General features: G+C 67.0%; 12 protein-coding genes. 7 read left to right on the forward strand and 5 right to left on the reverse strand.

From position 1 onward, the window contains the following. The first annotated feature begins 60 nt into the window (after window positions 1-60). From AC5Y5E_RS09425 to AC5Y5E_RS09450, 6 genes are all read left to right on the forward strand, one after another. Window positions 61-1,002 (forward strand): class I SAM-dependent methyltransferase, encoded by a 942-nt coding sequence (locus tag AC5Y5E_RS09425; protein WP_499902733.1) that lies wholly within the window; start codon window positions 61-63, stop codon window positions 1,000-1,002. 28 nt (window positions 1,003-1,030) lie between these two features. Continuing rightward, window positions 1,031-1,963, forward strand: coding sequence for a class I SAM-dependent methyltransferase (locus AC5Y5E_RS09430; protein ID WP_499903265.1), 933 nt, complete (start codon window positions 1,031-1,033; stop codon window positions 1,961-1,963). Beyond that, window positions 1,964-2,887, forward strand: a complete 924-nt coding sequence (locus AC5Y5E_RS09435; RefSeq protein WP_499902734.1) for an SAM-dependent methyltransferase — start codon at window positions 1,964-1,966, stop codon at window positions 2,885-2,887. It abuts the gene before it with no gap. Window positions 2,888-2,996: 109 nt separating this feature from the next. Continuing rightward, on the forward strand, window positions 2,997-4,427 hold the full coding sequence (locus AC5Y5E_RS09440) for an aldehyde dehydrogenase family protein (protein WP_499902735.1): 1,431 nt from the start codon (window positions 2,997-2,999) through the stop codon (window positions 4,425-4,427). A 58-nt stretch (window positions 4,428-4,485) separates the two neighbouring features. Further along, window positions 4,486-5,346, forward strand: coding sequence for an SDR family oxidoreductase (locus AC5Y5E_RS09445; RefSeq protein ID WP_499878494.1), 861 nt, complete (start codon window positions 4,486-4,488; stop codon window positions 5,344-5,346). Between the two features lie 4 nt (window positions 5,347-5,350). After that, window positions 5,351-6,319: an NADPH:quinone oxidoreductase family protein gene (locus tag AC5Y5E_RS09450; protein ID WP_499902736.1), complete on the forward strand. Its 969-nt coding sequence runs from the start codon at window positions 5,351-5,353 to the stop codon at window positions 6,317-6,319. Here AC5Y5E_RS09450 and AC5Y5E_RS09455 read toward each other — a convergent pair. The 5 genes from AC5Y5E_RS09455 to AC5Y5E_RS09475 all read right to left on the reverse strand — a co-directional run bounded on the left by AC5Y5E_RS09455 (window position 6,316) and on the right by AC5Y5E_RS09475 (window position 13,980). Then, window positions 6,316-8,124, reverse strand: coding sequence for a PE family protein (locus tag AC5Y5E_RS09455; protein WP_499902737.1), 1,809 nt, complete (start codon window positions 8,122-8,124; stop codon window positions 6,316-6,318). The genes AC5Y5E_RS09450 and AC5Y5E_RS09455 overlap by 4 nt on opposite strands. A gap of 119 nt (window positions 8,125-8,243) precedes the next feature. Then, window positions 8,244-9,965, reverse strand: coding sequence for a PE-PPE domain-containing protein (locus AC5Y5E_RS09460; protein ID WP_499902738.1), 1,722 nt, complete (start codon window positions 9,963-9,965; stop codon window positions 8,244-8,246). 194 nt (window positions 9,966-10,159) lie between these two features. Continuing rightward, a complete protein-coding gene (locus tag AC5Y5E_RS09465; RefSeq protein ID WP_499902739.1) occupies window positions 10,160-11,827 on the reverse strand; it encodes a PE family protein in 1,668 nt (555 codons plus the stop codon). Between the two features lie 109 nt (window positions 11,828-11,936). Next, window positions 11,937-12,767 carry a tyrosine-protein phosphatase gene (locus AC5Y5E_RS09470; RefSeq protein ID WP_499902740.1) on the reverse strand — a complete coding sequence of 277 codons (831 nt, stop codon included), beginning with the start codon at window positions 12,765-12,767 and terminating at the stop codon, window positions 11,937-11,939. Further along, entirely contained in the window at window positions 12,760-13,980 is a 1,221-nt protein-coding gene (locus AC5Y5E_RS09475) for an acyl-CoA dehydrogenase family protein (RefSeq protein WP_499903266.1), read from the reverse strand. Before AC5Y5E_RS09475 ends, AC5Y5E_RS09470 begins: the two co-directional genes overlap by 8 nt. A gap of 109 nt (window positions 13,981-14,089) precedes the next feature. Between AC5Y5E_RS09475 and AC5Y5E_RS09480 the strand changes: the two genes are divergently transcribed. After that, entirely contained in the window at window positions 14,090-14,551 is a 462-nt protein-coding gene (locus AC5Y5E_RS09480) for a nuclear transport factor 2 family protein (RefSeq protein ID WP_499902741.1), read from the forward strand. Window positions 14,552-14,599: the final 48 nt, after the last annotated feature.

Genomic DNA, 14,599 nt, shown 5'->3' on the forward strand with positions numbered 1-14,599 from the left:
CAGTGAAGTTGCGCACAAAGCGCATAGGCTAACTAACTTATTCGGTAGCATGGTGCCGTCATGACTGATGTGGACGCCTCCCTACCGCCTTCCCTTCGGACCGACGGCGACAGCTGGGCCATCACCGAACTCGTCGGCGCCACCGCGCTGGGTGTTGCCGCGGCGCGCGCCGCGGAAACGGCCGGACCTGACCCGCTGATCCGTGACGAGTTCGCCCGCCTCTTGGTGTCGTCGGCCGGTACCGCGTGGGCGCGGCTGGCCGACGCCGAGCTGGCCTGGCTCGACGGGGATCCACAGGGGCAACGCGCGCATCGGCTCGGCATCGACTACCAGGCGGTGCGCACCCACTTCTTCGACGAATACTTCGCCACTGCCGTCAGCGCCGGGATTCGGCAGGTCGTGATCCTGGCCGCCGGGCTGGACTCGCGGGCCTACCGGTTGAACTGGCCGGCCGGCACCGTGGTCTACGAGATCGACCAGCCCAAGGTGCTCGAGTACAAGACCCGGACGCTGGAGGAACACGGCGCGGCTCCCGCCGCAGGCCGGCGGCCCGTTCCGGTGGATCTGCGTGACGACTGGCCCGCGGCCCTGACCGCCGCCGGCTTCGATCGCACCCAACCGACCGCGTGGCTCGCCGAGGGGTTGCTGCCGTATTTGCCCAGCGACGCCCAGGACCGGCTGTTCGAAACGTTCACATCGCTCAGCGCGCCGGGCAGCCAGGTCGCCATCGAGGCGTTCGGCATGAACAAACGAAGCAATTCGCAGCGCTGGCTGCGGATGCGGGAGCGACTCGGCCTGGACGTCAACGTGCAGGCGCTGACCTACCACGAGCCCGATCGGACCGACGCCGTTGCCTGGCTGACCGACCACGGTTGGCGGGTGGACGCCGTGAACAACCGCGACGAGATGGCCCGCTTGGGCCGCCCCGTTCCCGACGACCTGGACGACGAGGCCGTCCGCAGCATGCTGCTGCGCGCGCGTCTCGGCGGGTTGAACAGCTGATTAAGGAGCAAGCAACGCTATGAGCTCACTGCGCACCCACGACGACACCTGGGACATCAAGACCAGCGTCGGCAGCACCGCGGTCATGGTTGCCGCCGCCCGCGCCGTCGAAACCGAACGGCCCGACCCGCTGATCCGTGACCCGTACGCCCGGCTGCTGGTCAGCAACGCCGGCGCCGGCGTCTTGTGGGAGGCCATGCTCGACCCGGAGATTGCGGCCAAGGTCGAGGCCCTCGACGAGGATTCCGCGGCCCACCTGCACCACATGCGCGGCTACCAGGCGGTGCGGACGCACTTCTTCGACACCTTCTTCACCGATGCCGTCGCCGCCGGGATCCGCCAGATCGTCATCCTGGCGTCGGGGCTGGACTCGCGCGCCTACCGGCTGGACTGGCCGGCCGGCACCACGGTGTACGAGCTCGACCAGCCCGAGGTGCTGGCCTACAAATCCACTACGCTGGCCGAGAACGGCGTGAAGCCCTCCGCGGATCGCCGCGAGGTGGCCATCGACCTGCGTCAGGACTGGCCGGCGGCGCTGCGTGCCGCGGGCTTCGATCCGACGCAGCGCACCGCATGGCTTGCCGAGGGGCTGCTGATGTACCTGCCCGCCGAGGCCCAGGACCGGCTCTTCACCCTGATCGGCGAGCTGAGCGCTGCCGGCAGCCGGGTGTCGGCCGAAACCGCGCCCAACCACGCCGAAGAGCGGCGCCAGCTGATGCGGGAACGCTTCAGGAAGGTGGCCGACGAGATCGGCTTGGAGGAGACCGTCGACGTCGGGGAGCTGATGTACCGCGACGACCACCGCGCGGACGTCGCGGAGTGGCTCAACGAACACGGCTGGCGCGCGACGGCGGAGCACTCGATCGACGCGATGCGCCGGCTGGGCCGCCTTGTCGAGAACGTCCCGATGGCCGACGACAAGGACGCGTTCTCCGACTTCGTGATCGCCGAGCGGCTGTAGATGCCGCGCACCGCGGACGACTCCTGGGACATCGCCACCAGCGTCGGGGCGACCGCGGTGATGGTGGCGCTGGCCCGCGCCGCCGAGACAGCCAGCCCCGAGCCGCTGATCTCCGACCGATTCGCCGAGGTGCTGGTGTCTACTCCCGAACTCGAGGGGGTTCGCGAGCAGGTCGCCGCCTGGTGGGCTGGGGATCCCGACGATGAGGTGGACCACGCGGTCGGCGCTCAGCAGATGATCAACTATCAGGCGGTCCGCACCCACTTCTTCGATCGCTACTTCGCCGCGGCTGCAGGGGCCGGTATTCGGCAGGTGGTGATCCTCGCGGCCGGGCTGGATTCGCGTGCCTACCGCCTCGACTGGCCGGACGGCACCGTCGTCTACGAGATCGATCTGCCCAAGGTGCTGGAGTACAAGGCCGAGACGCTCGCCGCGCACGGGGCCGCCCCGATCGTCGACCGGCGCCCGGTGCCGGTGGACCTGCGCCACGACTGGCCCCGCGCGCTACGCGACGCCGGCTTCGATGCGACCTGTCCGACCGCCTGGCTCGCAGAGGGGTTGTTGCCGTTTCTGCCGGCGGCCGCGCAGGAAGCCATGTTTGCCTCGATCGACGAGCTGAGCGGATCGGGCAGCCGGGTGGCCGTGGAAATCTTCGGTGCCGACGAAGAAAAGCGCAAAGAGGCCGAACAAAAGTGGGCCGAGCTGCGGGCCAAACGCGAAGCGCGCGGCGAGGACACCTCGTTCAACCCCTTTGATCTCTGGTTTGACCACGGCGGCCGCTCGGAGCCGGCCGATTGGTTCGCCGCGCAGGGCTGGGAGACGGAGTCGGTGAGCGCGCGCGAGGAAGCGGGCCGGTTGGGGCGCCCGCCGGAGTCCGACGCACGGCCGTTTGTGAACAGCTTCGTGACGGCAACCAAACCCTGAGCTAGGGCGGATCCTTCCTACTGCTCCCCCAACCGGATGGTTAGGATCGCGGTTATCACCGATGAGCGGCTACCCGCACTGCTGCGGGCGACTCTGCTCGGGAAGGACAATGATGACCACCGAATCGGTCGCACACAAGGCCCCGGAATCCACGAACGGCGCGCCGGCTCAGACGGTCGACATCCCCGCCACGGTGGCCCGGCTCCGCAAGACGTTTGCCTCCGGCCGCACCCGTGACATCGAGTGGCGCAGGCAGCAGTTGCTGCAACTGCAAAAGCTGATGGAGGAGAACGAGGAGGCGATCGGCGCCGCCCTCGCCGCGGATCTGGACCGCAACAAGTTCGAGTCCTTCATCGCGGACATCGCCACGACCGCCGGTGAAGCGAAATACGCGGCCAAACACTTGCGGAAGTGGACGCGGCGCCGCTATCAACGGCTGGAGCTGCCGCAGCGGCCCGGGCGCGGCTGGATCGAGTACGAGCCCTACGGCACCGTGCTGATCATCGGCGCCTGGAATTACCCCTTCTACCTGACGCTGGGTCCGGCGGTCGGGGCGATCGCCGCCGGGAACGCCGTCATCCTCAAGCCGTCGGAAATCGCGCCCGCGTCATCGAAATTGATGGCCGAGCTGGTGCCGCGCTATCTCGACAACGACGCGATCGCGGTCGTGGAGGGCGACGGCGCGGTGAGCCAGGAACTGATCGCGCAGGGCCTGGACCGCCTGATGTTCACCGGCGGCACCGAGATCGGCCGCAAGGTCTACGAAGGCGCGGCACCGCACCTGACCCCCTGCACGCTCGAGCTCGGCGGCAAGAGCCCGGTGATCGTGGCCGCCGACGCCGACGTGGACGTCGCGGCCAAGCGCATCGCCTGGATCAAGCTGCTCAACGGCGGGCAGACCTGCGTCGCTCCCGACTACGTGTTGGCCGACGCGAAGATCCGCGACGAACTCGTCGACAAGATCGGCGCGGCCATCACGAAGATGCGCTCCAAGGAGCAGCAGGGAATTCGCATCGTCAACCAGCGCCAGTTCGACCGGATCAGCGGTTACCTCTCGGACGGGACCGGCAAGGTCACCGTCGGCGGCGGCTGCGACGCGTCGACCCTGCGCATCCAGCCGACGGTCGTCGTGGATCCCGACCCGGACGGCCCGCTGATGCAGAACGAGATCTTCGGGCCGATCCTGCCGGTGATCACGGTCCAGTCTCTCGACGAGGCAATACGTTTCGTCAACTCGCGGCCAAAGCCGTTGTCCGCGTACCTGTTCACCAAGGCGCGCGAGGTCCGCGAGCGAGTGATCAAGGAGGTCCCCGCCGGCGGCATGCTGGTCAACCACCTGGCCTTCCAGGTGTCGACGGCCAAGCTGCCGTTCGGCGGCGTCGGCGCCTCCGGGATGGGCGCCTACCACGGCCGGTACGGCTTCGAGGAGTTCAGCCACCGCAAGTCGGTGCTGACCAAGCCGACCCGGCCCGACCTTTCCAGCTTCATCTACCCGCCGTACACGGAGCGTGCCTTCAAGATGGCCCGCAGGATGTTCTGACGGGTCGACCGCCCCAAATCGCTTGCCAGATTCAGTTTTCACATCAGAGAGGAACCTTATGCCCGGAGTGCAGGATCGCGTCATCGTCGTCACGGGAGCCGGTGGAGGACTGGGCCGCGAATACGCCCTCACCCTGGCCAAGGAGGGCGCCAGCGTCATCGTCAATGACCTCGGTGGAGCCCGCGACGGCACCGGCGCCGGCCACAACATGGCCGACGAGGTGGTCAAGGAGATCAAGGATGCGGGCGGCCGGGCGGCGGCCAACTACGACAGCGTCGCCGAGCCCGAGGGCGCCGAGAACATCATCAAGACCGCGCTCGACGAATTCGGCGCCGTCCACGGTGTGGTGAGCAACGCCGGGATCCTGCGCGACGGCACGTTCCACAAGATGACATTCGAGAACTGGGACGCCGTGCTCAAGGTGCATCTGTACGGCGGCTACAACGTCATTCGCGCCGCCTGGCCGCATTTCCGCGAGCAGAGCTACGGGCGCGTCGTCGTCGCCACCTCCACCAGCGGGCTGTTCGGCAACTTCGGCCAGACCAACTACGGGGCGGCCAAGCTCGGCCTGGTCGGCATGATCAACACGCTGGCCCAGGAGGGGGCCAAGTACAACATCCACGCCAACGCGCTCGCCCCGATCGCGGCCACCAGGATGACCCAGGACATCCTGCCGCCCGAGGTGTTCGAGAAGCTCACGCCGGATTTCGTCGCGCCGGTTATGGCCTATCTGTGCACCGAGGAATGCGCCGACAACGGATCGGTTTTCATCGTCGGTGGCGGCAAGGTGCAGCGTGCCGCGCTGTTTCAGAACGACGGCGTCACCTTCGACCAGCCGCCGTCAGTGCAGGACGTCGCCGCGCACTGGACGGAGATCACGGACCTCTCCGCAGCGCAAAAGGCCGGATTCAAGCTCTAAGGTCATGAAAGCCTGTGTGGTGCAAGAGCTGTCCGGTCCGGACGGCATGGTCTTCACCGATATCGATGACGTCAGCGCCGACGCCAACCACGTCGTCATCGACGTCCGGGCCGCCGGGGTGTGCTTTCCCGACCTGCTGCTGACCAAGGGCGAGTACCAGCTGAAGCTGCCCCCGCCGTTCGTCCCGGGCATGGAAGCCGCCGGTGTGGTCAGCTCGGCGCCGGAGGGCTCGGGGTTCCGGGTGGGCGAGCGGGTCTCGGCGTTCGGGATCCTGGGTTCCTACGCGGAGCAGGTGGCCGTTCCCGTACCCAACGTGATGCGCAGCCCCGCGGAACTCGATGACGCCGAGGCGGTTTCGCTGCTCGTGAACTACAACACCATGTACTTCGCGCTGTCGCGCCGCGCCGCGATGCGGCCGGGCGACACGGTCCTGGTGCTGGGTTCCGCCGGCGGAGTGGGCACCGCGGCCATCCAGGTGGCGCGGGCGATGGGCGCGAAAAAGGTGCTGGCCGTTGTGCATCGCGAGGCCGCGGCCGACTACGTCGCGTCGCTGGGCGCCGACCTCGTCGTGCCCCTGGCCGAAGGCTGGGCCGACCAGGTGCGTGACTACACCCAGGGCCGCGGGGTCGACATCGTCGTCGATCCCATCGGCGGCCCGGCGTTCGACGACGCGATCCGGGTCCTGGCGATCGACGGCAAGCTGCTGGTGATCGGTTTCGCCGCCGGCGGCATTCCGACCGTGAAGGTCAACCGGCTGCTGCTGCGCAACGTCAGCGTGGTGGGCGTCGCGTGGGGCGAGTACCTCAACAGGGTTCCCGGTTCGGCGGCCCTGTTCGCCTGGGGGCTGAACCAGTTGGTCTTTCTCGGGCTGAAACCCCCTCCGCCGCAGCGTTATCCGCTGTCGGAGGGGCAGGCCGCGCTGCAGAGCCTGGCCGACGGCGGTGTGCTGGGCAAGCTGGTGCTCGAGCCTTAGCCGGGCTCCGGCACGGGCTGGTCCAGGAAGGCGTAGTAAATCTCCTTGGCGGCACCCGAGATGACTCGGGCTTCGAAACCGCCGGCGAGCGTGCCCAACGCCATGTCAGCGGCCACCGGAGCGCCGAACGCGTAGATCAGCCCGTCCACGGGGTCGCCGTTGACCACCTGCGTGATGCCGTCGAGAAAGAGGTTGATGTCATACGACGGCAGGGTGACCGCGACCGCGGTCGCGATGTCGGCTGTCGGAAGCAGCGTGGCGTAGGCCGCCGACGCCGAGCGCGCAATTGTGTTCGTGATTCTCGTGTTCGCCCATTGCAGGTTTGCGATGAGGGCGTCGGGCGAGGGCGGCGTCGGTGACGGAGTCGGCCCGAAGGTCATGCCGCCGGAACCGACCTGCTCGATTGTCGACGTCAGGTTGGAAAATGCGACGTGCGGGAGCGACGGAACGCCGGCGATTCCGGCATTGACGTCCGCAGTGAAGGCGGCGATGCCCTGCGGTGTCGCCGTGGACAGAGCGCTCAGCACCGCTCCCGGGCTGACCGGCGGGATCACCCCGAACGGGGTGGGCACGTTCGGTGGGTCCGGTGACCAGCCCTGGGTGGTGCTGCCGTAGCCCACGTCGACCAGGACGCGCAGATCCGGCTGGACCAGGTCCGCGATGGGGTTGCCGAGGATCGGGATCGCGCGCACCGGTTCCAGCAGCGGCAGGTTGGGTGTTTGCAGGATGAAATATTGGGTCTGGGTGGGGCCGGACGTGTTCGTTAACTGGGTGGCCGTTTGTATCTGGCTGAGGGTGAAATCCTGATACGTGCCGTGCACGGTCGCGATGCCCATGAAGGCATTGAGATCGGACAGGAGATTGATGGGATACCTCGGGAAGTCCGCGAAGCCGTCGTACTCGATCGTATAGATGCGGGTCGGGAAGGAGTTGTCGGGCGTCGCGGTGCCGAACGTCAGGCCCAGGCTCGGCATGGTCAGCCCTGGAAAGCGCGTGAGCAGACCACCGTTGGGGTTGCTCGGGTCGCCGACAAGGGTGAAGTTCAGGGTTACGCCCGGCGGTAGCAAGCTGCCGCCCGGCGTATTGGTGGGGTCGAGCGCCTGCATTTCCAATGAGGCGACAACGGTGCTCTGTGAATAACCGAAAACGTTGATGGTGTTTCCGGGGACGGCGAGGGGCTGGATCGCGTTGTTCAGGGCGGTCACACCACGCGCCACCGAGATGTTGAAGGTCAAGTCTTTGATGCCGGTGATCGGATATAGACCCTCGGGCGTGAAGACTCCCACATTGTTGCCGGTGTTGGGCCAGAACGGGTCGATGTACTTCGGGACGATGAGGGCGATCTGCTGCGGCGTGGGGTTCGGGATTCCGCTGGGGCCCATGAGCAATGTCGTGACGGGGTCACCGGGCGGCACCGCGGGCACCGCGGTCGTCAATGCGCCCGTGACCGTACTCGAGACGGGAGCGGCGCTGCCGCCCAGCAGCGCCTCGATGTCGGCCTCGAGCGTGCCCAGCGCGTTCGACGCCGCGGCCTCAGCTCCCGAATACGCGTTCCCGGCAACGGTTAATGCGGTCGTGAACCGATCATGGAATGCCGCCGCCCGCCACAGGAGCGCATGGAACTCTTGGCCGTATCCGCCAAAGAATGCCGCGGTGAGCGCCGACACCTCATCTTCCGCCGCGGCAACCAGACTGGTCGTTGGCCCCGCGGCGGCGCCTCGGGCGGCGCTGATCGCGGAATCTAGTTTCGCCAAGTCTGCTGCGGCCGCCGCCAAGGCTTGCGGCTCCGTAACCAAACTGGTCATCGATTATCGGCCTTCACGGTTGTGGCTCGACCGGACTTCCGCATGATTGTAGAGCGAACCCTGATGGAAAGCGCCTCCGCCGCAGCGTTATCCGTTTCCGTTAGCCTAGCGCCCGTCGATTACTGGGGACCTGGGTTCGGTACGCCGGTAAAGATCGTCTCGCCCGCGTTCACGAAGTTGATAAGTTCGAAACCGCCTGCGAGCGTGACCAATCCGACGTCGGCGGCGATCGGACGGCCGAATGCGTTCATGAGCCCCCCAACCGGATCGCCGTTAAGCGCTTGCGTGACGCCGTCGAGGAACAGGTTGAGGTCGTACGACGGGAGGGTCACCACGACGGCGGTCGCGATGTCCGCGGTCGGGAGCAGCGTCCCGTAGGCGGTCGAGACATCGGCCGTCAGCGTCCCGACGATGTTGGTGTTCGCGGACTCGATGGCCTGGATGATGCCGGTGGGCGTGGTCGGAAGCGACGCGGACGGTGGCGACGTCAGTTGGGCGAAGCCCGTTGACGCGGCTCCCGGAAGGGCACTCGCAAGGTTCGACATGTCGTGGGCGAAGGCGCTGACCCCCTGTGCGGTGGCGCCGGGCAAGAGGGCGCCCAGTTCGGTCGTTGCGCTGAGCGGCGGCAGGAAGCCGAACGGCGTCTGGATATCGGCCGGGCTGGTCGACCAGCCGAAGTTCGGGTCGCCGTAGCCCCAGTTGACGAGGAGCTTCAGGTCCGGCTGGATCAGGTCCGCGAGCGGGTTGCCGATGACCGGGAGCAGCCGCAGCGGTGTCAGCAGCGGCAGATTCTCGGTGGGGATCATGTTGTAGGTCGTCATGGACGGATTCCCGGACTGCCCCAGCGTCACGGCCGTATTCAGCGTCGCCTGCGTCAGATGCGGATAACTTCCGTGGATGAACACGATGCCGGCCAGGGCGTTGAGGTCGGAGAAGATATCGATCGGATAGCGCGGAAAGTCGGCGAAGCCGTCGTATTCGAGCGACCAAATGGTGGTCGGGAAGTCATTGCTCGGCGTGGACGTGCCGAAGGTGACGCCCAGGCTCGGGAAGCTCAGGCCCGGGAAGCGGGCAATCAGGCCGCCGTTGGGATTGGCCGGGTCACCGAGCAACGTGAAGTACACCTGGTTCGTCGCCGGGTTGAGTGAACCCACAAAGCCCTCGGCGAGGAGTTTCGGCATCTCCAGCGAGGAGATGATCGCACTCTGCGAATAGCCGAGTATGGAAACGCTATTCGTCGGCCCACCCAAGCCGGGCGTGATCTGCTGGTTGATGATGTTGTCCAGCGCGGTGACGCCGCGGGCCAAGGAGATGTCCAGCGTCAGGTCTTTGACGCCGCTGAACGGATACAACCCCTCGGCCGTCGTCACCGGGAGCGTGAGAGCACTGGTGAACGCGGTCAGGTAGCGGGTGCTGACGTTGGTCACATAGCTCTGTGGCGGGTTGGCGGTACCGGTGCCGGTCATGACCAGGATGGCTTTGACGGCCGGGTCGCCCGCCTGGGTCACCGCCGTGAACGGCACGCCGCCCGCCGCGCCGTTCAGCCCGAGCGTGCCGGCGATCTGGGCTTCGGCCTGGGCGTAAGCGTTTCCGGCGCCGGCCAACGCCGCAACGAACTGCCCGTGGAACGCGGACGCCTGCTGCAGCAGCGCCTGGTATTCCTGCCCGAACGAGCCGAAGAACTGCGCGGTGATGGCCGACACCTCGTCTTGGGCCGCGGCGGCCAGACTCGTGGTTGGACCCGCGGCGGCCGCCTTGGCCTCGTCGATCGCCGAACCAATCGCAGAAGCATCCGCTGCGGCCGTCGTCAAGATCTGGGGCTGCGTGATCAAGCTCGTCATCGGCTCTTCCCTTCCGGACACGGGAGTCCCGACGACGCGGCTAACCCGATGACCAGGCGCATCGCCGGAACCGGCACCCAGCTAGCTTAGGAGCGCGAGCGTCTCCTTGTTGGCATTTTGCGACGGCGTTTTTGGGCGTAGGAGCGCTGGCGCCGCCTGGGAGTGGCGTGTTTGTACCGGATCCATTGTGCGCGTTAGGGAATGAGACTCTGGATGTCCTTGATGTTGCTCGCGAGTGCCGATGCGATGGTGAGGAATTCGACCCCTCCCGCGATCGTTCCCAGTCCCACGTCTGCCGCGATCGGATAGCCGATCGCGTTGACCAGGTTGCCCTGCCCGAGCTGGCTCAGGAAAAGCTCGGTGTCGTAGAAGGGCAGCTCGGTGGCCAGCGAGTAGCCGATGTCGGCCGTCGGAAGCGCGACCGCGTAGTCGGTCGACACGATCTTGTTGACGGTGTCGAAGACCCGTTGCGGTGACGGGAAATTGGCTAGCGTCGTCGTCGGGTCCGGCGGCGAAGTCGGCAGGGCGAACTGCGGCACGACGGTGGTGGGGGGTTGCGACGCGATCTGCTGCAGGTCGAGGGAGAAGTCGTGGATTCCCTGCTGGGTTCCGGTCGCCAGCGCGTTGAACACGGTGGTGGGGTTGGCATCCGGGAACAGGCCGAACGGCGTCGGCACATCGGCGTAGCTCGTCGAGTAGCCGAGGGTGGGGTCGGGACCGTAACCCAGATTGACCAGTACCTTTATGTCCGGCTGGATCAGATCGACCAGCGGCTTTCCGATGACCGGGATGGCATCCAGCGGCTTCAGCAGCGGCAGGTCCGCCGTGGGAATCATGTAATACGTGGTGTTTCCGGTGTAGCCCGGGGACGTCGGCAATTGAATCGCGTTGTTGACCTGGGTCGTCGACAGATCCAGATATGTGGTGTGCACGAACACGATTCCCGCGACCGCGTTCAGGTCGGAAACGATGTTGATCGGATACCGCGGGAAGTCGGCGAACCCGTCGTATTCCAGCGTGTAGTTGGCCACGTGGTAGGGCGTGTTGGCATTCATCGCCGGATAGAAGTCCAGACCCAGGGCGGGCAGGGAGAGATTCGGGAACCGCGACAGCATGCCGCCGTTGGGGTTGACCTCGTTGCCGGTCAGCACGAAGTTGAGCATGTTGACAGGGGGCGGGTTCGCACCGAACAAAGAGGTGCCGTTGGCGAGGTTCTGCATCTCCAGCGAGGAGATGATGGCGCTCTGCGAAATGCCGAAAACCGTTACCGATTGCCCCTGATTGTGGATGGTGTTGTACAGCGTGTTGTCGAGAATCGTCACGCCCTCGGCGACCGACTGATTCAGCGGCAGGCTCTTGACACCGGTGAGCGGGTACAGCTGCTCGGGCGTGTACAGCGCTTCCAAGGTGGTCAGCGAACGGACGTAGAGGTTGTTGGCCCGGGTGACGAATGACGGTGACGGGATGGGGACCCCGGTGCCGCCGATGAAAATCGACACCAGGTTTGCCGGGAACGGGGGAATGGTGGCCGCGGGCACCGGCGCCGCGGGTGCGGCCGCTCCCAGCCCCAGGGTGCCGGCGATGGCGGCCTCCGTTTCCGCATACGCGATTCCCGCAGACGCGAGCGTCTGCTGGAACTGGCTCTGGTACGCCCCCAACCGCGCGACGAGGGCCTGATACTCCTGGCCGAACGTGCCGAACACATCGGCGATGGCCGCCGACACCTCGTCGCCGGCCGCCGCCGCCAGACCCGACGTCGGGGCCGCCGCCGCGGCCGTCGCGGCGCTGAACGCCGAACCGATTCCCTCGATTTCCGCCGCGACCGACGCCATCATCTGCGGCTCGGCGATCACATACGTCATCGGCCTGATCCTTTCCCGGCAAAGGCGTGACTCGACCGCTGCAGGCGGACCCCGTCAGCCTAGGGCGATCTGCCGATCCTGTCCGGCGTTTGCGCCGACGGCACGCGGCTCAGCCGAGCAGTTGGGTGCGCAGCCGATCCAGGTCGGCCTGGGTGATGCCCGCGTCGCTCAGATACGCGCCGAGCGAACCGAATTCGGTGTCGATCGTTTGGCGGGCGGCGGCCAGGTATTCGGGACGCACACCGAGGACGCCGTCGGACAGCCGGGCTTCGGTGAAGGTCACCACCTCCGGCGTCAGTTCAGTGTCCCCGCGCTGCTGGATCATTTCGTAGATGTGCGTCCGGAGCTCGGGTACGGCGTCGTTGCTGCGCAAGAAGTCGGCGACGATGGCGTCGCGGTCGACGCCGACCGCCTCGAGCACGGTCGCGATGACGAAGCCGGTGCGGTCCTTGCCCGCGAAACAGTGGGTGAGCACCGGGCGCCCGGCGGCCAGCAGGGTGACGACGCGGCGCAGCGCGCGCTGCGCCCCGTTGCGCGTTGGGAATTGGCGGTACTCGTCGGTCATGAAGCGGACGGCGGTCTCGTTCACCGATTCCTCGGAGCCGTCGGACTCACCCCGCAGCAGCCGCTGGAACGCCTCCTCGTGCGGCGCGGCGGCCTCGCCGTCGTCGTCGGGTTGGTCGGAGAGGTCGGGAACCGGCAGCAGGTGGATCTCGATGGCGTCGGGCACCAGCCCCGGGCCGCGCCGGGCTACCTCGCGCGCCGCGCGCAGGTCGGCCACGTCCGTGATGCCCAGCCGGCGCAGCGTCGCGCGGCCGTCGTCGTCGAGGCGGCTCAGCTCGCCGGACCGGAACACCCGCCCGGGCCGCAGCGCGTCGACACCGTCAGCGACATCACGAAAGTTCCACGCGCCGGACAGTTCTCGCACGGCCTCAGCCATGCCGGGTTACCGCCGCGGCGAGCGCGGATTGCTCCCCGCCGAGCTCGTAGCGCGCGATGGTCCGCATGTGCACCTCGTCGGGTCCGTCGAAAAGGCGCATGGCGCGATGCCAGCCGTACGACCGGGCCAGCACGGTGTCCTCGCTGACGCCGGCGGCGCCGTGCACCTGGATCGCGCGGTCGATCACGTTGCACGCCACCTGCGGGGCGACCGCCTTGATCTGCGAGACCAGCAGATGGGCGGCCTTGTTGCCGTGCTGGTCGATGGTCCACGCCGCCTTCTCGCACAGCAGCCGGGCCTGGTCGATTTCGTTGCGGGACTTGGCAATTGCCTCCCGCACCACGCCCTGCTCGGCCAGCGGACGGCCGAACGCCACCCGGTTGCGGGCGCGGTCGGCCATCAGGGCCAGCGCGCGTTCGGCGCCGCCCAGCGCCCGCATGCAGTGGTGGATGCGGCCCGGTCCCAGCCGGGCCTGGGCGATCGCGAAGCCGGCACCCTCCTCGCCGAGCAGGTTGGTGACCGGCACCCGGACGTTGTCGTAGATGATCTCGCAGTGCCCGGGCTGGTCCTGGTAACCGAAGACCGTCGTCGAGCGGACGACGGTCACGCCCGGGGTGTCGATCGGCACCAGCACCATCGACTGCTGTTGGTGGCTGGCGGCGTCGGGGTTGGTGCGGCCCATCACGATGAGGATCTTGCAGCGCGGGTCGGCCGCCCCGGACGTCCACCACTTGCGGCCGTTGATGACGTAGTCGGCGCCGTCGCGCTCGATGGACGTTTCGATGTTGCGGGCGTCGCTGCTGGCGACGGCGGGCTCGGTCATCGAGAAGGCGCTGCGGATCTCCCCGGCCAGCAAGGGCTCCAGCCACTGCTTGCGCTGCTCCTCGGTGGCGAACAGGTGCAGGGTCTCCATGTTGCCGGTATCGGGCGCCGCGCAATTGAGCGCCTCGGGCGCGATCTCCAGGCTCCAGCCGGTCAGCTCGGCCAGCGGGGCGTATTCCAGGTTGGTGAGGCCCGACTCGGCCGGCAGGAACAGGTTCCACAGGCCCTGCTGTTTGGCCTTGTTTTTCAGTTCTTCGATGATCGGCGGAACGGTGTGGTCATCGGGGCCGGCCTCGTGACGGTATTTGTCGTATGCGGCCTCGGCCGGGAAGACGTTCTCGATCATGAAGTCGGACAATCGCTTGTGGTAGTCGCTGGCTTTGGCCGACATCGCGAAGTCCATGACCGTCACGATATCTTTCAGCGCGAGCAGACGCAGAATCGCATGCCGCAGTGACAATTCGTGCGATTCACTGTCTGCTCGCGGTAGACATGGCGCCATGACCGAATCCCGCCCCCCGTTCCCGCCGTTCACCTTCGAAACTGCGTTGCAGAAGGTACAGGCCGCCGAGGACGCCTGGAACACCCGCGACCCCGAGCGCGTCAGCCTCGCGTACACGCCCGACTCGCACTGGCGCAATCGCGGCGAACACATCGTGGGCCGCGACGAGATCGTCGCGTTCCTGACCCGCAAGTGGGAGCGCGAACTCGACTACTCGCTGCGCAAGAGCCTGTGGGACTTCCACGACAACCGCATCGCGGTGCGGTTCCAGTACGAGTGCCGCGACCACGAAGGCCAGTGGTACCGCAGCTACGGAAACGAGTTGTGGGAGTTCAGCGAGTCGGGGCTGATGGCGCGCCGCGAGGCCAGTATCAACGACGTGCCGATCGAGGAGTCGGAGCGCCGCTACTTCGGGCCCCGGCCCGCATCGGAACACGGGCAAGATATCCCGCTCTGGTGACAGGTTAGGGTGTCTGCGGCAAGCCAAAGACATAAGGAAAGTAGATGT

It is taken from the genome of Mycobacterium sp. NGS54, from assembly GCF_059812465.1.